This window comes from Bacillus sp. FSL R9-9410 (assembly GCF_038050385.1).
GTDB lineage: Bacteria > Bacillota > Bacilli > Bacillales > Bacillaceae_G > Bacillus_A > Bacillus_A cereus_U.
This window is the reverse complement of sequence record NZ_JBBOTV010000001.1, coordinates 3243864-3261453: the sequence shown is the minus strand read 5'-3', so window position 1 is coordinate 3261453 and position 17590 is coordinate 3243864. Positions and strand designations below refer to the sequence as shown.

Below are 17590 nucleotides of genomic sequence, written 5' to 3'. Positions count from 1 at the left end.
AAAGGTTGAAAACTAGGGAGAGATGATACTTTGCAAGAAACGAGAGGAAATGGTTTAGCGTTATTACCACTTGGAATATTTTTGGCGCTATTTATTGGTTCTGGGATTATTACAGGTGATTTCTATAAATTGCCGATACTTGTAGCGATTTCAATTGCTGTAGGAATTGCTTTAGTGATGAATCGTAAAGAAAGCTTTAATGTGAAAGTAGAAAGATTTGCTAAAGGTGCAGGAAATCCAGATATTATGATTATGGTATTAATTTTTGTACTTGCAGGTGCATTTTCTGAAACAGCAAAAGGAATGGGCGGAGTAGACTCCACTGTTAATTTAGCGTTAACTATTTTGCCACCAGGATTTATCGTAGCTGGAATTTTTGTTATAGGGGCATTTATTTCATTAGCGATGGGAACTTCAATGGGAACAATTGCAGCGTTAGCACCGATTGCTGTAGGTATTAGTGGGCAAACTGATATCTCAATTGCACTTACGATGGCTACTGTTGTTGGCGGAGCGATGTTTGGTGATAATTTATCATTTATTTCAGATACAACAATCGCAGCTGTTCGTTCGCAAGGAACAGAAATGAAAGATAAGTTTAAAACGAACTTTTTAATTGTATTGCCAGCGGCTATTATTACAATTGTACTATTAGTAATAATTACTTCAGGAAGTGATACAGCAATTAAAGCTCATAGTTTTGACTGGATAAAGATTTTACCGTATGCAGGAGTACTTATTACCGCGCTACTTGGCTGGAATGTACTCATTGTATTAACTGGTGGAACAGTATTATCAGGTGCTATCGGTCTTATAGATGGAAGTTACACGTTAGAAAGTTTCTTTAAAAGTGTAACGACTGGAATGGGCGGTATGATGGAGTTAGTATTACTTGCCATTTTAATCGGTGGTATGGTTGAACTGATCCAATATAATGGTGGCATTCAATATTTAATGAATCTTTTAACGCGTAATATTCGTTCGAAAAAGGGCGCAGAATTCGGTATTGCTGGCTTAGTGAGTATGACGAATATGTGTACAGCGAATAATACGATTTCAATTATCTTTACAGGTCCGCTTGCGAAAAACATTGCAGATCAATATGAAATTGATCCCCGTAAATCAGCGAGTGTATTAGATCTTTTCTCTTGCTGTATACAAGGGTTAATCCCATATGGTGCTCAAATGTTAACAGCGGCAGGGTTTGCTGCGTTATCTCCGGTCGAATTGTTACCATATGCATTTTATCCAATTTTAGTTGGAGTATGTGGAATCATTTCTATATTAATTGGTTTCCCCAGGTTTTCTAAAGTGGCGGAAAAAAAAGAGTATCATAAAACTGCATAACATAAAGAGACATTTATTATTAGCAGTTGAAAACGCTCGGAGAACATTCTCTGAGCGTTTTTTATTATTTATAAATCCTTTTTCAAATAGTAGTGTTTATAATCTCTTCCTACGTTATCGAGGATACCATACTCTTTATAACCGTATTTTTTATAGAAATCTAATGCTTGAAAGCTTAAAGTGTCAACTTTTATAAAATCACAATTTCTTTCTAAAGCGATTTTTTCTACTTCTAATAACAGTTTAGTTCCATACCCTAATGCACGTATATCTTCATCTATGATAAAAGAGTGAATCTCTAACCAATTCCAACAGACTTCACCTAATATTCCCCCGCGTATTTTACCATTTTCATCTTTAAGAAATAAATGAATCTCTAAGTATCTGTCTTTTAAATCAGATGGAAAGTGCTTTAAATTATATTCATAAAGCTGATTGTTTATATAGTTTTTAGCGGCGGTATTGATTTCTTTCGTAATGTGTAAATTCATGATATATCCCCTTCAATTTAAATGTAACCTTTTGATTTATTTTAACATAATTTTCTTAATAATATGTTTAATTTAATAAACGCTTGTACGTATTGCTAATTTTTTTGACGTGCAAGTTGAGATTCTCATCCGTTATTGAATAAGGATTTTTCTGTATCTATACGCATCGCATACATGTTCGTTTTGCAAAAGGCTGAATTCAACTCGGTCTTAAGTCTGAGTCGAAAACAGTTCTTAAGCTCGTTATGAAAAAATGAAAAAATAGTTAAGATAAGAGTATCAAATCGAAGGGAGGCAAGCACAAGATGAAACAATTTCTAGCGTTTATCGCGGCCGGTATTTTGGCTTTAATTGCTCTTGGTAGTCTTGCTGGTATTGTAGGATTCGCAATCGGAGCAGGAGTTGTGTACTGGAGCTATAAATCATTTGTGCGAGCTAAATCATTTTTTGGAAAGTTAGCTTGGGGTATTGTTGGTTTAATCGGTTTGTCCATTGCACTTTCTCATTCCCCAGCATTAATCGGTATCGCAGCATTAGTAGTTTTATACTACGGATACCGTGAGTGGAAAAAAGGAAAAAATGTAGTTGTTGATTCTGCTCCAGAAAGTTCTAAATCATATAGCAACTTTGAAGATGAGTGGAACAAGTTAATGAAAAACTAATATAAAATAAATCAAATCAAATTATAAAGTAGAAGAGAGGAAGATTATAATGAAACAATCTTTATTCGGACGTGTACGCGATGCAATTTTAGCTGATTTTCATAATGTATTAGATGAGAAAGAAAGAAAAAATCCAATTGCTATGTTAAACCAATATTTACGCGACAGTGAGCGTGAAATAACAAAAATTGAGAAGCTAATTCAGCGTCATAAAACATTAAAATCTAACTTTGCTCGTGAGCTTGAGCAAGCACGTTATTTCGTTAATAAAAGATCAAAGCAAGCTATCATCGCACAAGAAGCAGGCGAATTGCAATTGCATGAACGTGCATTAGAAGAAGTAGCGTATTATGAAGGGCAAGTAACTCGCTTAGAAGAAATGTATGCTGGTGTTGTAGAGCAAATTGATGAGTTAGAGCGTCGTCTTTCAGAAATGAAAAATAAATTAAAAGAAATGAACGCAAAGCGTATGGAATTAATGGCACGTGAAAATATGGCGCATGCAAACCGTCGTATGAATACTGCTATGCATAAAATGGATGAAAATAATCCGTTCTTACGATTCGAAGAAATTGAAGATCATATTCGTGACGTAGAGCTTCGTATAAATGAAGAGCATGAGCGTGATACATTTGATATGAAAATTGCAAAACTAGAGCGTGAAATGAAAGAGAAAAATGAAGTATCATTAACGAAAGAAGTAACAAAATAATTGTAGTATATAATAAAACAGGCTTATGATATAGTGATAGGAGAAAAGGTGTTGGAAAGCAATGCCTTTTCTTCTATGTATATGTGACAAAGAGGGGGGAGCTGAAATGAAGAAGCGCTTTTCAAAAACACAATTTATGGGGATGCTCCTCATCATATTTGGATTCGGTCTTTTTCTTGATATGATACTTGGACATTTTGAACCAGGTGGTCTAATATTTGCATTTATTATGATTATGTTTGGAAGACATTATCGAAAGAAGAATCGTTATGTAAGAGGGAATGTATTTTTATTTGTCGGTGGTATTGTATTCTTATTCTTCTTATTTTCATCAGCAGCATTCGTACTTGTTGTGTTTGCTTGTTTAGCTTTAATTGGTTATCAACTTATTCAACAAGGACATCAGCAAAAAGCAATGAAAGTTGAAATTAAAGAAAAGGGATATATAGATGAAGAAAAACAAATATATCGTACAGAACCGTATATAAAAAATATGTTTGTAGGTAATGTACGAATGATGGATCATATTTATGAAATAGAGGATATTAACGTCCAATATGGTGCTTGTGACGTCGAGATTGATTTAACAACTGCTATGATTCCAGAGGGGGAAACGGTTATTGTTATTCGGGGCGTCATTGGTAATATTCGTTTATATGTACCATATGATATTGAATTGTCTTTAAATCATTCTGTTATTGTTGGGCGAGTGCTCCTGCCAGGACATGAAGAAACTGGATTTAACCGTAATGTTACGTTTAGAACAGAACAGTATAAAGAAGCCCCTCGTCGTATTAAAATTATTTCTTCGCTTGTCGTAGGCGATACGGAAGTGAGGAAAGTATAATGAAAAAACAAAGGAATATTTCGTGGATGTATATTCGTTATTCTATGTTGTCCTCTGTGAGTATCGCACTTATTTGTACAATTGTATATGTATGGAAAAGTGAGCAACAAGTTTATGATTTACTATGGAAAGAATCCATTGCTTCTGTTCCAATTGGCTTGTTTATTATGAGTACGAGTCTTCTTATCGGAGGAATTGTAGGATATGCGATCGGTTATTATATAGAGCAGCGTATACAAGGATTAAATACTTTTCTATTTGAAGTAGAGCGAGGGAATTTTCCGAGTGATGTTTCATTTACGGCGGATGATGAATTTCATGAAGTGGAACGAAAAGTAATTGGTCTTGCTCGTCGCTTAGAGGAGCAAGCTGGGCTATTTCAAAAAGTAACGAATGAACGAGCCCATTGGAATGAAGAGATGAGACAAGAAGCGATTTCTCAAGAAAGGCATCGATTAGCGAGAGAGCTGCATGATTCTGTAAGTCAGCAGCTTTTTGCAATGTCGATGATGATGTCAGCCATTAATGAACAAGTAGCTAAAATTCCAGACACGACGCAAAAACAGTTGCAGCTTGTTGAAAATATGGTTGTAAATGCACAATCAGAAATGAGGGCATTGCTCCTTCATTTACGCCCAGTGCAGTTAGAAGGTAAGAAACTAACAGAGGGTATAGAAGAATTATTAACAGAGCTGTCTAGAAAGCAACATATGAAAATTGAATGGTTAATTGAACCGATTCAATTAAAAAAAGGTGTAGAGGATCATTTATTCCGTATTGTACAAGAGGCGCTGTCTAATACTTTACGGCATGCGAAGGCAAAGAAAACCGAAGTACGCCTTCGTAAAATTGATCAATATGCGATTTTGAAAATTATTGATGACGGCGTTGGGTTTAAAGTTGGTGTTAATAAGGCTGGTTCATACGGTTTAAGGTCAATGCAAGAGCGAGTTCATGAAATTGGTGGTACATTAAAAGTTCTTAGTTTTCCGAATAAAGGTACGCAAATAGAAGTGAAAGTACCGATTATGATTGAGAGAGGGGGAGAATCATGATAAAAGTATTATTAGTTGATGATCATGAAATGGTTCGAATGGGTGTATCAGCATATTTATCAACGCAGCCAGATATTGAAGTAGTTGGAGAAGCTGAAAATGGAAGAAAAGGTTCAGAGTTAGCTTTGCAATTAAGACCGGATATTATTTTAATGGACCTTGTTATGGATGAGATGGACGGGGTTGAAGCAACACACGCTATTATTCAAGAATGGCCAGAAGCAAAAATTGTAGTTGTAACGAGCTTTTTAGATGATGAAAAGTTATATCCTGTTATTGAGGCGGGAGCGACAAGTTATTTATTAAAAACATCAAGAGCGAGTGATATTGCAGACGCTGTACGAGCTACTTATGATGGGGAAACGGTATTAGAGCCGAAAGTTACTGGCAAAATGATGTCTCGTATGCGTCAGAAGAAAGAACAACCTTTGCATGAGGAGTTAACAGAAAGAGAGTCTGAAATTTTGTTATTAATTGCAGAGGGGAAAAGTAATCAAGAGATTGCAGATGAGTTGTTTATTGCCCTTAAAACAGTAAAGACACATGTGAGTAATATATTAAATAAGCTAAATGTAAGTGACCGGACACAGGCGGTTATTTATGCGTTTAGACACCAATTGACGAAATAAGAAGGAAGCTTTGACTATATATGGTCAAAGCTTTTTATTGACGGTTATTTATGTAAGCGTTATCATTAAGGTGTTAACAGTACATACAAAGGGGAGAGAGTGTATGTTAGTTCAAACGATATTTGGAATGGATGAAACGAAAAAATTAGGTAACTATGTGAATGCGCTGCAAGCACTTTGTGAACAATATGATATTGAAACAGATCGTATTGCAATTATTGAGGCAACAGAAGAATATTATTTATTTCTAGTGAAGCAAGAAGATTGCTATGATGTTGTAAAAGTAGAAACAGTGGATACGAATATTGATTACTATACGAAAGCTTATAAAGTAAGTAGCTTTAATCATACTTCTTATCAAATGTAAAAAACTCCCGAAATGGGAGTTTTTTTATGATACTTTCGATTCAGATGAATGATCCGTTAATGGTACTGCTTTGGCGCCACTTAATTTTGCGATAGCAAAACCGATAATAGCCCCAACTAATGCTGGTATTAACCAGCCAATTCCTTCATTATATAATGGAATAAACTCGAAATAAGATGTGATAGATGAAACAGGAATATTCCCTTGTTTTAATCCATCAAATAGGCTCACAACTGCAGATCCAATTAACGCACCTACATAAACAGAACGATATCCACCGAAATATTTATGAAGTAATGATAGTAATACGAGTACAATCGCAATTGGATATACAACAAGTAAAATAGGACCAGAGATTGCGATAATTTTTGTTAAACCTAAGTTGGCAACTAATAATCCTAATGAGCAAATGACACTTGCTAACGTTTTGTATGAAAATTTCGTTAATAATGTTAAGAAGTATTGACTGCATGCAGATACAAGTCCAATACATGTTGTTAAGCAAGCGAGTGTAACGATAAGAGATAATAGAATTAGACCATATGGACCGAGTAATTGTTGTACGATAACGGTAAGGAGCTGTCCGCCATTTGTTGCGTATCCGAGAGAGACACTAGTTGTACCAAGCCAGCCAAGTGCACCATATACAAGTACGAGACCGGTAGCGGCAATAAGTCCTGCTTTTGCTGTTGCGATGGCAATGGATTTACGGTCATTCACACCTTTTGAGCGAATTGCATTTACAACGATAATTCCAAATGCAAGTGCTGAAATGGTATCCATTGTTAAGTATCCTTCCATAAAACCTTTGAAAATTGGAGAAATTTGATACTCTTGCATTGCTGGTCCGGATTGCCCGAGGGGTGTAAATACACCCTTAACGAATAATAAGAAAATAGAGAGTAATAAAATAGGTGTTAATACGCTTCCGATACGATCGACGAGTTTAGAAGGATTTAAGCTAAGCCAAAATACGATAGCAAAGAAGATGACCGTGTATAAAAATAGCGCTAGGCTGCTAGAGCGAATAGTTTCTGGTAAGAAAGAACTAACTCCCATTTCATAAGCGACATTAGCAACACGTGGGATGCCCATAGATGGACCGATTGCAATGTATACAACTACTGTAAAGAATATTCCGAATGATGGGTGAACATGACTTGCAAGTTGTTGCATACCATTTCCTGATAGAGAAATGGCGATAACAGTAAGTAGCGGTAAGCCGACTCCTGTTAGTAAAAAACCAATCATTGCTGGCCAAAAGTTTTCACCAGCATTTTGTCCAAGCATTGGAGGGAAAATTAAATTACCTGCTCCAAAAAATAAAGAAAATAGCATAAGACCTGTGAAAAAAATATGTTTTTTTGATACAGTGTTCATTGTTTTTGCCTCCTTTTTTGTAAATTCATTGTAAGAACACAAAAAACTCGTCCCTTAAGAAAGGGACGAGTTATATTTACCCGCGATACCACCCTAATTTATACATGTAGAAATATATTTATATGTATACGGCTTACAACGTACAACATGATACGTGTTCCTTGTAACGGAGGACGACCGGTAAGAACTTACTTCAGCATTCGGTTCTACTTCTCGGAGATGATTTTCGGTTACGAACTGAGCATTGGTTTTCAGCAAAATACCAACTCTCTGGGGAACAGACCTATAACGTACTCGTTCTCGTCAATGAATTTTTATTCAAGTATTCTGACAATATTTTCACATGTTTTTTTTGGAAAGTCAATATATTTTTTGGGAAATACACTTTCTTGTAGAAATATAGCTGAGAATATAAGGGTTAATGCTATTTGTGAAAATGCTGTAAAACATTATAGAGAATTGTAAAGTTTATAGAGAAAATCCATATTTATAGGAATAAGGAAGGAATTATTTGAATTTGCAGAGAATAATACAACAATCCACTTGCTGGAAAGAACAAACCAAAAGAGGTGACTGAAATGCTTGCGATGGGAGTATTATTTGGCATTATTGCTATAATTGGTTTTATGTGGTTATATTATTCGCGTTCGTTTAAACAAGCAGAAGTTTTACTCTTTCAAAAAGGTAGTTTGTTGACAAATCAGTCTAGATATTTAGTATGTCCGAAGTGTGGAAGTGCACAGGCCAGGAGTGGAGGATATCAAGAGTGTTGCAAAACTAGATTATGAAAGAAGGAAGCCTCACATTATTTTGTGAGGCTTCCTTCCTTACAATTTTTTCGCACTCCAAATTGTCCAACGATCTCTTTCGATGATAGGAGAGACGTTCTGTAATGCCGTTTGGATATGATGTAGAAGTTGAGAAAGTTCATTATCTGTTAATTCATATAGAATGGATCGTCCGGTTCGAGGAGATAAATCTTGCAGCAATGCTTCTACAGAATCATGTGTTTTTCGTACTTCCCATTGTGTTTGTATGGGGAATACTTGAAGAGAATATTTTTGTAATTCTTGCTGTATGGTAGTGGTTTTTGGTCTTCTTTTTGATTCTATTTCAATGAGTTTTGGAAATACAGAGAAAAAATATCCACGAATGTGTTCAGGATTTCCTGGAATTGTACAATCTTCAATAGTTCGGTCTTGTAAAATAAGTGTACCGTCTTTTTTTAATATGCGAGAAGCCTCTCTTATAAATGTAGGAATATCTTGTAAGTGATGAATGACTGCACGTGAAATGATAAGGTCGAATGTTTCGTTAGGGTATGGAATATTATGCGCATCACCGTGAATGAATGAAATGTTTGGGAAGGCATTACAATTTTCTTTTGCAGCTTGTAATATTTCTTTTGAAAAATCAAGCCCAACAACACTTTTGGCACCCATAAGAGCAAGTTCTTTCGTATAAATGCCGCCACCACAACCTATATCAATTACTTTTTTATTTTGCACATCTGCAATATTGTGTATTGTGTCCTGCCATGAAATATGTGCGTTACGATTTGCATACGTATACTTATTATTTGCATCATGAAAATTAATGGACATTGTAAAATCCTCCCTTCAATGTATAGTATAGCTCATTCTATATAATGTAACGTTTTTGTTTTATGTATGAGGATTATAAGAATTTCTTATTGGAAAAGGAGAATCGATTTGAAAGGGAAATATTTAATGTTTTTATGTGTTATTTTACTCGCGTCGTGTGGTCAAGCCGAGCAAAAGAAGGAATCGAAACAAGTAGAGGAGACAGTGAATGAAGTGAAAGAACCATTACAAGTAACTGTTATGCAAAAAGGTAAAGAAGAAAAAAATTTAAAGAAAATGGATGCGGAGTTGGTGGTGGATATTATAAACAAAGCGGAAAAACAAGAAGTAACGGGTAGTTTTGGTGAACCGGAATATGAAATACAAATTAGTAGAGATGGAAAAAAAGAAACATATTATGCATGGTTAAGAGGAGAAGACCGCCGAGGATGGGTGCAATATAAGAAAGATATGTATATGCTGAACGAAAAAAATACGGAAAAACTTTTGGCTATCTTTCCAAAGATTCTAGAACAAAAAGAAGATGAGATGCAAGTAGGGCCTTTAACGGAAGTAACGAAAAAAGATTTGCAGATTACCGCGTTTCATATTAAAGCAGGCGATCAAAAAATAAATTATACGGTACGTTATACGATTTCACAATCACTATATAATAAGTTAGCAAAGGAACAAGAATATTATTTGCAATTGATTTTCCCGGAAAAGGTTCAAAAATTAATTGGCGCAAAAGATAGTGAAATGATTTCAGCTGAAAAAGTAAAGGAAGGGTATAAACAGTATGAATTGAATGTTACTGTTCCGATAAAAGATGCTTCAGAATCACAATTAAAATCACTAGAAACTTATTATGATAATTACGATTTACAAATATTAAATAGTAAGAAAGAAAAAGTAGGAGCATTTCAAAACATTATTCAAATTGTTAAAGAGTATGGTGAAAAAATGAATTTACAAAGATAAAGTGAAACTTTAATCAGTGGGGGGCATCCCCCGCTGATTATTAGCACGACTCCCACCTAACTTCTTTGCTCCAGCCGAATTTTGAGGTGGGATTCTTACTGCCCGCAAATAGCGGACAGTAAGAATCATAAAGTCTATATGGCCTTTCCTAGGAAATGATAATAGAGGGGAAAGATCCCCTCTATTATTTTGCTTTTGCAGATGGTTCATTCATTGATTTTCGTGTAATTAGAAAGGAAATCATAAGAGCAGAAAGAATAATAAGGGCTATAAATAAGTGATTTGGCAACCAATCTAATAATAATACGTAACTGACGGTATAAAAAATAAGAGTTGAAGCTAAAAACGATAGCGCGCCTATCATAAGAGATTGTAATTTCATTTGTATTTACCTCCTTTTATTTTTATTTTTGGCTAAAAATGGATGAAATAAACATTATTTCTAACAATAGAAAAAAATATGTCATAATAGAGAAAAAGAATAAGTTTTGATGAGTGTATATGGCTCAGTAAAGCGAGATAAAGGAGAGGAATATGAAAAAAAATAAAAAAGGATTATGGGGAGTTATCGTTGCAATAGGGTTATTTTTACTGTCTAAGTTAAAATGGGTATTTGCCATTTTTAAGTTAGCAAAATTTTCAACAGTATTTAGTATGTTTTTATCGCTTGGTGCATACGCAGTCATATATGGTTGGAAGTTTGGGGTAGCACTCGTTTATTTGTTGTTTGTACATGAGATGGGGCATTTATGGGCAGCGAGAAAGAAAGGTATACCAACATCGCCAGCAATCTTCATACCTTTTATGGGGGCTCTTATTGGGATGAAAGAGATGCCGAAAAATGCAAAAGATGAAGCATACATTGCCTATATGGGACCTCTTTTCGGATTGCTTTCATTTTTACCCGCGATTCCACTTTATCTGGTAACGAAAGAGCCATTTTGGGCGCTTATTATTTTACTTGGCAGTATGATTAATTTCTTTAACTTAATTCCAGTTTCTCCGTTAGATGGTGGACGAATAATTTCAGTTGTAAGTACGAAAATTTGGGGAGCAGGGCTAGTTTTACTACTCGGCTATTCTATTTACTTCAAGAGTATTTTAGGAGGATTTATTGTTATTATCGGTTGTATGGAACTATATAGAGTAATAAAGAGAGATGAGCCGATTAAGGAATTAGGATATAAAATCGATGGAATGAAAGACTATGTTGCTAGGCTTGAAGAGGAATTAAACGAAACTGGTGCGGTGCATCGAACGATTTATATGATTCACCATGAGATGAATGTATTAAGACAAAGAGAACGTGAAAAAGAATTAAAAACAGGAGAACTTCAAAAGATTGAAGTGCTAGAGTACCTTTTACCAAAGTTTGAGCCGCTTGATTATGTCCCATATGAAGATGAAAAAGAAATGCATACAATTCATATAAGAGAAGCATTTGAAATGTCAGAAAGAAAATTAAATGAATGGGAAACAGAAAAAGAACAACAAGAAAATTATTATAAAGTCGATACGAAAACGAAATGGACAGTATTTGCTTGTTATATCGGATTAATGGCTATACTCGGTTATACAGCTTATGAAGGTTATGTTGTTTTACAAGAGCATTTACCAAGGAGAAGTTTGTAGGAAAATAGTGTCGAAATGACAAGAAGGATTTAAACAGGAATTACATTTCTACGAGAGAATGTTACAAGTGTAACAGTACATTGTAATATTCATAGTAGAAAAGGGGCTCTGTATATGAAGAGATTGTTAAGTGTATTGGTAACTATTACTGTGATGGCAATAGCGAGCTATAGTCTTATGAAAGTACTATTATATTATGGGAATAAGTCTGCTGGAGTAAATACAGTAGCACAAATAGAAGAGGTACAAGAGAAGAAGAAGACACTCGATTTTGTTCGTACGACACATGAAAGTTATAATAATTTCTTGAATTATGGTAAGGCAGAGAAATATACAGATGGGGACTGGAAACATTTTAAACAATGGTTTCAAGGGCAAGAAGCCTCTTTAAAAAATATACATAAAGAAATAAAAAGTGAAAAAATAAAACGCGATGTGAATAGAAGTTATGAAATTGTAAAGAAAGGTGTGGAGCTTCAGAATATTGAGTATGTAGTCTATGCTCATCGCGTATATCATGACTTGGATATACTTGTGAATAAATATAAAGGTGAAACGAATGTATGGGGGTATACAGAGTTTGGAGATGGGCAGAATATAAAAAGGATTGAACAAGCAATACAAACAAAGTAGTAGGCTAGCTAGAATTCTAGTTAGCTTTTTTTTTGAGCACAATTAATGTGGGCTAATAATTAGTGGCGGATGGTAGCACGCCACACTAGTTAAAATTTATTTAATATGTGAATTGTTCATATATTTTTCACAAAAACACCATGTTAATAGTGATTAAAATCACAATATGTATTATACAATTCAGTTAAACTAAAAACAGTTAAGGAAATAGAGGAGTGGGATACAATGTTAAGTGCAAAAACAATTGAAATCGTAAAGTCAACAGTACCGTTATTACAAGAAAAAGGCGTTGAAATTACAACGAGATTTTATCAAATTTTATTTTCGGAACATCCGGAGTTATTGAATATTTTTAACCATACGAATCAGAAAAAGGGAAGACAACAACAAGCGTTAGCAAATGCTGTTTATGCAGCTGCAACGTACATTGATAATTTAGAAGCTATTATTCCAGTTGTAAAACAAATCGGTCATAAGCATAGAAGTTTAGGTATTAAAGCAGAGCATTATCCAATAGTAGGTACATGCTTGCTACGAGCGATTAAAGAGGTCGCAGGCGCACCTGATGAAGTTTTAAATGCATGGGGAGAAGCCTATGGCGTCATTGCTGATGCATTCATTAGCATTGAAGCGGATATGTATGAAGAAGCCGCACATAAAGAAGGTGGATGGAAAGATTTCCGCAACTTTGTGATTGTTAAAAAAGTGAAGGAAAGCGACGTTATTACATCATTTTATTTAAAACCTGAAGATGGCGGGAAAGTTTCTTCATTCATCCCAGGACAATATGTAACGATTCAAATAAATATTGAAGGTGAAACATATACGCATAATCGTCAATATAGCTTATCTGATGCTTCTGGAAAAGAATATTATCGTATTAGTGTAAAGAAAGAAAAAGGTGTAGATACACCAGATGGTAAAGTATCTAATTACCTACATGATCATGTAGGAGAAGGAGATGTCTTACCAGTAAGTGCACCAGCGGGAGATTTCGTATTAAATATGGATTCAACATTACCTGTTGTACTAATTAGTGGTGGGGTAGGTATTACACCGATGATGAGCATGTTAAATACGTTAATTGAACAAGAATCAAAGCGTAATGTATGCTTTGTACATGCGGCGGTAAATAGTAATACACATGCGATGAAAGAGCATGTTGAGACAGTAGAAAAAGAGTATGAACAAGTTAAAGCATATACTTGCTATTCTTCACCGACAGAGCAAGATGTCGAAATGAAGAATTTTGATAAAGAAGGATTTATTGAACGTGAATGGTTACAAACTATTATTCCAACGACTGAAGCAGAATTTTATTTCTGCGGTCCAGTAGCATTTATGAAACATATAAATGCTGCATTAATTGATTTGGGTGTTAAACAAGAGCACATTCATTATGAATTTTTCGGTCCCGCAGCAAGCTTACAATAGATTAAATTTGAACAAGCGAAAAACGAGGTATTATTTTACCTCGTTTTTCGCTTGTTCTCTTAATAATCGATTTACTGTTTCACGGCGTACACCTATGAGCTGACCAATTTCAGTTTGTGTTAATATTTCATAAATAGGGATGTCACCTAAATATAAGGTGAACCATTCTTGTAAACGATGGAGGCGCTCTTTAGGAGAGACGGTTGTTAATTGATCGATACGCTGTTGCATCATTCGTAACTTCGCTTGTAATTGCATAGCGATATTTGCATATGATGCAGGATTTTCCTGAAGTTGATCGTACCATTCATTACTAATTATAGGCTCAACTTCTGTTTTCATTAAAGCGATAGCTGTACCATGATATTCCTTCGGTGAAATTAAAGAATGGTGAGGTATCGTTTCACCAGGAACGATAATATTAAATAAAAATGCTGTTCCATTTTCTTCTAATCGAATAACTTTTAATAAACCTGTTTTTATAAAGTATAAAGGACCGTCCTCACCTTGACGGAATAATATATCTCCCTTATGTAGAATCAATGTTAGCCCCCCATTAAAACATTTCTATTTCTTATATTTTAGCGTATATGTATAAAGATAATATGCTTTTTAAACAGCAATTTCATTGACGAAATGTATGCTATTACAGTAGTATACTATTTAGTGTGTAATAGTACTAGCAATGAATACGCTGTAGGGGGTTTAGTATATTGTTAGATGCGATGAAGATGACGGATATGAGAATTCCGGCGAATGCTATCATTCATGTAGAAGAGATGAAAGGTGGAGTCGTTTTATCCGTTGAAATAGACGGCCAAATTATTTATACGATGGCTTATGATGAGGAAACAGATAGTTATGCTGAATTATATGATCGAAACGATAAGAGGGCGTGCCAAGTACATGAAGACTTTATGGGATGGTCACTTCTTCACTAAAAAGATGTCAATATGACATCTTTTTTTATTGAATCGATAGATTATACAAAGAAATGAAATATAAGGATAAAATTTGTAATAAATGATTTTGCATTGTTAGCACTTTGTAACTGTAAGATAACTGTTTTTTCGCTATCATAAAGATAACAGTCATAGCTATAGGAGTGATCAACTTGAAGAAAGTACATATTTCAAATTTTACGCTATTAAGTGTTTGTTTAGTTTTATTTGTTCTCCTAGGAGCCTTTTTATATTCATGTGTATAAGAAAAAACGCATTCTAGAAAGAACGCGTTATAAAAATGAAGTAATGATTAATCTAGTTCCAAGAATAATTAATGTGATACGTAATAAATTAATTACTGCATTACCACTTAATTTTGTGTTAATATAAGCCCCGATTTTTCCACCAATCCATGCACCAGGAATAAGAATTAATGCATAAGCCCAGCTGACATTTCCTAGAGAGATGTGAGTTAAAGAACTTACAATTGCTGAGAGAAATACGATAAACATTGAAGTTGCTACAGCAATGTGTGCTGGGAACGCAAAAAGGAGCATCATCGCTGGCACAAGTAAGGCGCCACCACCGATTCCGAATAATCCGGATATAAATCCAACTATAAAGGCAATAAAGATAGCGAGAAATGGTGGGAATTGATAGTCTACAGTATTTCCTTCTTTATCTGTAAAAGATCGCTTAATTACAGTCATATTTGATAGGGAAAGAGGTTTCAATTTGTCTCGTAGTATAAGAAGAATGGAGACGAATATAAGAAAAATCCCAAAGTATAAAGAAAATGTATCTTGGTTTAAAAATTTGTTTGCCCATGATCCGATAATACCACCAGGGCCACTCCCGATAAATAAAATAAGTCCACTTTTATAATCTACCCGTTTATGTTTCATATAAGTAAGGGTAGAAGACAGCCCTGTAAAAACGACTGTTACCATTGAAGTTCCTACTGCGAGTTGTGGTGATAAACTGTGTAATCCAATTAATAATGGAACGATAATAATTCCGCCTCCAAGTCCGACTAGGCTTCCAACTGTCCCGGCGATTAATCCGATGAAAAGTAACATGATGTATTCCAAAATTGCCAACTCCTCTATATAACTTATCCATCAATCATTATACACGCTTTTTAATAAAAAATAGGTTTGTTCACAAAAAAGTCGTCTTCCTAGAAAAATAAGGAAGACGACTTTTGATTAAAAGATTAAGTGTAATAAGTAGTAAAATAATGCAGCTAAAGAAGCTGAGATAGGAAGTGTAATAACCCATGTAATTAACATGCGTTTTGCAGTTCCCCATTTTACACCTTTCACACGATGTGAAGCACCAACCCCTAAAATAGAAGAAGAGATAACGTGCGTTGTACTAACTGGTAAGTGAATGAATGTTGCACCGAAAATAACAAGTGATGATGATAAATCGGCAGCTACACCATTTACAGGACGAATTTTCATAATTTGTCCACCGACAGTTTTAATAATTTTCCATCCACCGACAGAAGTACCAAGACCCATTGCGATTGCACAACATAATTGTACCCAGAACGGGATGTCGTCAGAAGTATGATAGTTATTGGCCATAAGAGCCATCGTAATGATTCCCATTGCTTTTTGTGCATCATTCGTACCATGTGTGTAAGCTTGTAATGCTGCAGTGAAGATCTGGAATATACGGAAGTTCTTGTTCGTTTTCGTTAAGTTAAAGTTTTTAAAGACCACTTTAAAAATACTATATACGATGTAACCAATAACAAAAGCGATAATCGGTGAAATGATTAAAGCTTCAAGAATTTTTATAAACCCTTTATAGTTTAATGAGCTAATACCAGCAGCAGCAATTGCTGCACCAGCGATTGCACCAATGATTGCATGCGAAGAACTACTTGGAATGCCATAGTACCAAGTGAGCAAATTCCAGACTATTGCCGCAAGCAAAGCAGCTAAAATTACAAGTGAACCATTTGGCAAGGCAAACGGGTCAACGATATCTTTTGTAATCGTTTTTGCTACACCTGTAAATGTCATCGCACCTAAAAAGTTCATAATAGCTGCCATAACAATTGCATGTCTAGGCTTTAGAGCTTTCGTTGAAACAGCCGTTGCAATAGCGTTTGCTGTATCGTGAAATCCATTGATAAAGTCAAAAGCTAAAGCGCAAATGACTACTAAAACGGTCAGTATCAAGAGTGTATCCATGATCAAACTCCTTACGCGTTCTTCATAATGATTGTTTCTAATACGTTTGCAACGCTTTGACAGCTATCAGCTACTTCTTCAAGCTCTTCGTAAATCTCTTTAAATTGAATAATCTTAATCGGATCTTTCTCACGAGAGAATAAGTGCTTAATCGCATGACGGCGAATATCATCACATTGTGACTCGTAATCCTTAATCTTAATCGCATTTGTACGAATATCGACTAGTTTCTTTTTAGACAGTAGTTCAACAGAATTTGCAATCTCAATTGCACATTGATTAATTGCTTCAACGAATTTAATCATGTATTCATCAGCTTCTGTAATAGAATACATTTCGAATAGACTAGCACTGTGATCTAATCCGTCTAATACATCATCCATACTCATTGCAAGCTGTAGGATGTCTTCACGTTCAATAGGAGTAATAAACGCTTTGTTTAGCTCCATAATGATTTCGTGAATGAATGAGTCACCTTTTGACTCATACTCTTTCATGCGCATAGAAAACTCTTTTAAATCGCTAGCATTTTTAATTTTATACTCCACGAAAAACTGCGCGCCTTCTTTTAAATTTTCGGAAACATTCATTAGCATTTCAGAAAATTTATCTTTCTTTGATTTAAAGACCATTATTGTTACCCCCACAAAAGTAATATATGTAAAATATATTGGCTAATCAATTCT

The 17590-nt window shown here is 34.8% G+C and carries 21 protein-coding genes and 1 other annotated feature; of the genes, 13 read left to right on the top strand and 8 right to left on the bottom strand.

The window, feature by feature from the left end:
- The first annotated feature begins 30 nt into the window (after positions 1 to 30).
- Entirely contained in the window at positions 31 to 1347 is a 1317-nt protein-coding gene (locus tag MKX77_RS16935; RefSeq protein ID WP_341307279.1) for a Na+/H+ antiporter NhaC family protein, read from the top strand.
- Positions 1348 to 1415: 68 nt separating this feature from the next.
- On the opposite strand, the gene MKX77_RS16930 is transcribed toward MKX77_RS16935, so the two are convergent.
- Complete coding sequence (locus tag MKX77_RS16930) at positions 1416 to 1838, bottom strand: GNAT family N-acetyltransferase (RefSeq protein ID WP_215555730.1); 423 nt, start codon at positions 1836 to 1838, stop codon at positions 1416 to 1418.
- A gap of 305 nt (positions 1839 to 2143) precedes the next feature.
- On the opposite strand from MKX77_RS16930, the gene MKX77_RS16925 reads away from it, so the two are divergent.
- From MKX77_RS16925 to MKX77_RS16900, 6 genes are all read left to right on the top strand, one after another.
- Entirely contained in the window at positions 2144 to 2500 is a 357-nt protein-coding gene (locus MKX77_RS16925; protein WP_341307278.1) for a lmo0954 family membrane protein, read from the top strand.
- 49 nt (positions 2501 to 2549) lie between these two features.
- The gene (locus tag MKX77_RS16920; RefSeq protein ID WP_088098860.1) at positions 2550 to 3212 is read left to right on the top strand and encodes a PspA/IM30 family protein; all 663 of its coding nucleotides are present in this window, start codon (positions 2550 to 2552) and stop codon (positions 3210 to 3212) included.
- Between the two features lie 106 nt (positions 3213 to 3318).
- Complete coding sequence (gene liaF / locus MKX77_RS16915; RefSeq protein ID WP_341307277.1) at positions 3319 to 4059, top strand: cell wall-active antibiotics response protein LiaF; 741 nt, start codon at positions 3319 to 3321, stop codon at positions 4057 to 4059.
- Complete coding sequence (locus tag MKX77_RS16910; protein WP_002158640.1) at positions 4059 to 5114, top strand: sensor histidine kinase; 1056 nt, start codon at positions 4059 to 4061, stop codon at positions 5112 to 5114. The genes liaF and MKX77_RS16910 overlap by 1 nt, the downstream gene beginning before the upstream one ends.
- Positions 5111 to 5743 carry a response regulator gene (locus MKX77_RS16905; RefSeq protein ID WP_075308725.1) on the top strand — a complete coding sequence of 211 codons (633 nt, stop codon included), beginning with the start codon at positions 5111 to 5113 and terminating at the stop codon, positions 5741 to 5743. The genes MKX77_RS16910 and MKX77_RS16905 overlap by 4 nt, the downstream gene beginning before the upstream one ends.
- 10 nt (positions 5744 to 5753) lie before the next feature.
- On the top strand, positions 5754 to 6110 hold the full coding sequence (locus tag MKX77_RS16900; RefSeq protein ID WP_002126339.1) for a DUF3992 domain-containing protein: 357 nt from the start codon (positions 5754 to 5756) through the stop codon (positions 6108 to 6110).
- A gap of 24 nt (positions 6111 to 6134) precedes the next feature.
- Here the strand turns inward: MKX77_RS16900 and brnQ3 are convergent, their stop codons facing one another.
- Positions 6135 to 7490 carry a branched-chain amino acid transport system II carrier protein BrnQ3 gene (gene brnQ3 / locus MKX77_RS16895; RefSeq protein ID WP_341307276.1) on the bottom strand — a complete coding sequence of 452 codons (1356 nt, stop codon included), beginning with the start codon at positions 7488 to 7490 and terminating at the stop codon, positions 6135 to 6137.
- Positions 7491 to 7548: 58 nt separating this feature from the next.
- Positions 7549 to 7806, bottom strand: a binding site (T-box leader).
- A 262-nt stretch (positions 7807 to 8068) separates the two neighbouring features.
- Between brnQ3 and MKX77_RS16890 the strand changes: the two genes are divergently transcribed.
- Positions 8069 to 8278, top strand: coding sequence for a hypothetical protein (locus MKX77_RS16890; RefSeq protein WP_000880631.1), 210 nt, complete (start codon positions 8069 to 8071; stop codon positions 8276 to 8278).
- A gap of 39 nt (positions 8279 to 8317) precedes the next feature.
- Here the strand turns inward: MKX77_RS16890 and MKX77_RS16885 are convergent, their stop codons facing one another.
- Positions 8318 to 9094 (bottom strand): class I SAM-dependent methyltransferase, encoded by a 777-nt coding sequence (locus tag MKX77_RS16885; protein WP_341307275.1) that lies wholly within the window; start codon positions 9092 to 9094, stop codon positions 8318 to 8320.
- A gap of 108 nt (positions 9095 to 9202) precedes the next feature.
- On the opposite strand from MKX77_RS16885, the gene MKX77_RS16880 reads away from it, so the two are divergent.
- Positions 9203 to 10054: a hypothetical protein gene (locus MKX77_RS16880; protein WP_341307274.1), complete on the top strand. Its 852-nt coding sequence runs from the start codon at positions 9203 to 9205 to the stop codon at positions 10052 to 10054.
- Positions 10055 to 10238: 184 nt separating this feature from the next.
- Here the strand turns inward: MKX77_RS16880 and MKX77_RS16875 are convergent, their stop codons facing one another.
- Positions 10239 to 10436 carry a hypothetical protein gene (locus tag MKX77_RS16875; protein ID WP_000776287.1) on the bottom strand — a complete coding sequence of 66 codons (198 nt, stop codon included), beginning with the start codon at positions 10434 to 10436 and terminating at the stop codon, positions 10239 to 10241.
- 152 nt (positions 10437 to 10588) lie between these two features.
- Here MKX77_RS16875 and MKX77_RS16870 point away from each other — a divergent pair, with 152 nt between their 5' ends.
- The 3 genes from MKX77_RS16870 (at position 10589) to hmpA (ending at position 13753) form a co-directional block, all read left to right on the top strand.
- A complete protein-coding gene (locus MKX77_RS16870; protein ID WP_341307273.1) occupies positions 10589 to 11686 on the top strand; it encodes a site-2 protease family protein in 1098 nt (365 codons plus the stop codon).
- A gap of 114 nt (positions 11687 to 11800) precedes the next feature.
- Positions 11801 to 12319, top strand: a complete 519-nt coding sequence (locus MKX77_RS16865) for a hypothetical protein (RefSeq protein ID WP_215555738.1) — start codon at positions 11801 to 11803, stop codon at positions 12317 to 12319.
- Between the two features lie 225 nt (positions 12320 to 12544).
- The gene (gene hmpA, locus MKX77_RS16860; RefSeq protein WP_341307272.1) at positions 12545 to 13753 is read left to right on the top strand and encodes an NO-inducible flavohemoprotein; all 1209 of its coding nucleotides are present in this window, start codon (positions 12545 to 12547) and stop codon (positions 13751 to 13753) included.
- Between the two features lie 30 nt (positions 13754 to 13783).
- Here the strand turns inward: hmpA and MKX77_RS16855 are convergent, their stop codons facing one another.
- Complete coding sequence (locus tag MKX77_RS16855) at positions 13784 to 14296, bottom strand: Crp/Fnr family transcriptional regulator (protein ID WP_341307271.1); 513 nt, start codon at positions 14294 to 14296, stop codon at positions 13784 to 13786.
- Between the two features lie 170 nt (positions 14297 to 14466).
- Between MKX77_RS16855 and MKX77_RS16850 the strand changes: the two genes are divergently transcribed.
- Entirely contained in the window at positions 14467 to 14694 is a 228-nt protein-coding gene (locus tag MKX77_RS16850; RefSeq protein WP_000883004.1) for a hypothetical protein, read from the top strand.
- 293 nt (positions 14695 to 14987) lie between these two features.
- On the opposite strand, the gene MKX77_RS16845 is transcribed toward MKX77_RS16850, so the two are convergent.
- The 3 genes from MKX77_RS16845 to MKX77_RS16835 form a co-directional block, all read right to left on the bottom strand.
- Positions 14988 to 15788: a sulfite exporter TauE/SafE family protein gene (locus MKX77_RS16845; protein WP_215555741.1), complete on the bottom strand. Its 801-nt coding sequence runs from the start codon at positions 15786 to 15788 to the stop codon at positions 14988 to 14990.
- A gap of 117 nt (positions 15789 to 15905) precedes the next feature.
- Positions 15906 to 16904 carry an inorganic phosphate transporter gene (locus MKX77_RS16840; protein ID WP_002149443.1) on the bottom strand — a complete coding sequence of 333 codons (999 nt, stop codon included), beginning with the start codon at positions 16902 to 16904 and terminating at the stop codon, positions 15906 to 15908.
- An 11-nt stretch (positions 16905 to 16915) separates the two neighbouring features.
- On the bottom strand, positions 16916 to 17536 hold the full coding sequence (locus tag MKX77_RS16835; RefSeq protein ID WP_002086688.1) for a DUF47 domain-containing protein: 621 nt from the start codon (positions 17534 to 17536) through the stop codon (positions 16916 to 16918).
- Positions 17537 to 17590 lie beyond the last annotated feature (54 nt).

What these genes read in the sequence shown, in the direction of transcription:
- MKX77_RS16930 (WP_215555730.1), bottom strand. Translation starts at nt 1,838, where the DNA reads ATGAATTTACACATTACGAAAGAAATCAATACCGCCGCTAAAAACTAT.
- MKX77_RS16925 (WP_341307278.1), top strand. Translation starts at nt 2,144, where the DNA reads ATGAAACAATTTCTAGCGTTTATCGCGGCCGGTATTTTGGCTTTAATT.
- MKX77_RS16920 (WP_088098860.1), top strand. Translation starts at nt 2,550, where the DNA reads ATGAAACAATCTTTATTCGGACGTGTACGCGATGCAATTTTAGCTGAT.
- liaF (WP_341307277.1), top strand. Translation starts at nt 3,319, where the DNA reads ATGAAGAAGCGCTTTTCAAAAACACAATTTATGGGGATGCTCCTCATC.
- MKX77_RS16910 (WP_002158640.1), top strand. Translation starts at nt 4,059, where the DNA reads ATGAAAAAACAAAGGAATATTTCGTGGATGTATATTCGTTATTCTATG.
- MKX77_RS16905 (WP_075308725.1), top strand. Translation starts at nt 5,111, where the DNA reads ATGATAAAAGTATTATTAGTTGATGATCATGAAATGGTTCGAATGGGT.
- brnQ3 (WP_341307276.1), bottom strand. Translation starts at nt 7,490, where the DNA reads ATGAACACTGTATCAAAAAAACATATTTTTTTCACAGGTCTTATGCTA.
- MKX77_RS16890 (WP_000880631.1), top strand. Translation starts at nt 8,069, where the DNA reads ATGCTTGCGATGGGAGTATTATTTGGCATTATTGCTATAATTGGTTTT.
- MKX77_RS16885 (WP_341307275.1), bottom strand. Translation starts at nt 9,094, where the DNA reads ATGTCCATTAATTTTCATGATGCAAATAATAAGTATACGTATGCAAAT.
- MKX77_RS16875 (WP_000776287.1), bottom strand. Translation starts at nt 10,436, where the DNA reads ATGAAATTACAATCTCTTATGATAGGCGCGCTATCGTTTTTAGCTTCA.
- MKX77_RS16870 (WP_341307273.1), top strand. Translation starts at nt 10,589, where the DNA reads ATGAAAAAAAATAAAAAAGGATTATGGGGAGTTATCGTTGCAATAGGG.
- MKX77_RS16865 (WP_215555738.1), top strand. Translation starts at nt 11,801, where the DNA reads ATGAAGAGATTGTTAAGTGTATTGGTAACTATTACTGTGATGGCAATA.
- hmpA (WP_341307272.1), top strand. Translation starts at nt 12,545, where the DNA reads ATGTTAAGTGCAAAAACAATTGAAATCGTAAAGTCAACAGTACCGTTA.
- MKX77_RS16840 (WP_002149443.1), bottom strand. Translation starts at nt 16,904, where the DNA reads ATGGATACACTCTTGATACTGACCGTTTTAGTAGTCATTTGCGCTTTA.
- MKX77_RS16835 (WP_002086688.1), bottom strand. Translation starts at nt 17,536, where the DNA reads ATGGTCTTTAAATCAAAGAAAGATAAATTTTCTGAAATGCTAATGAAT.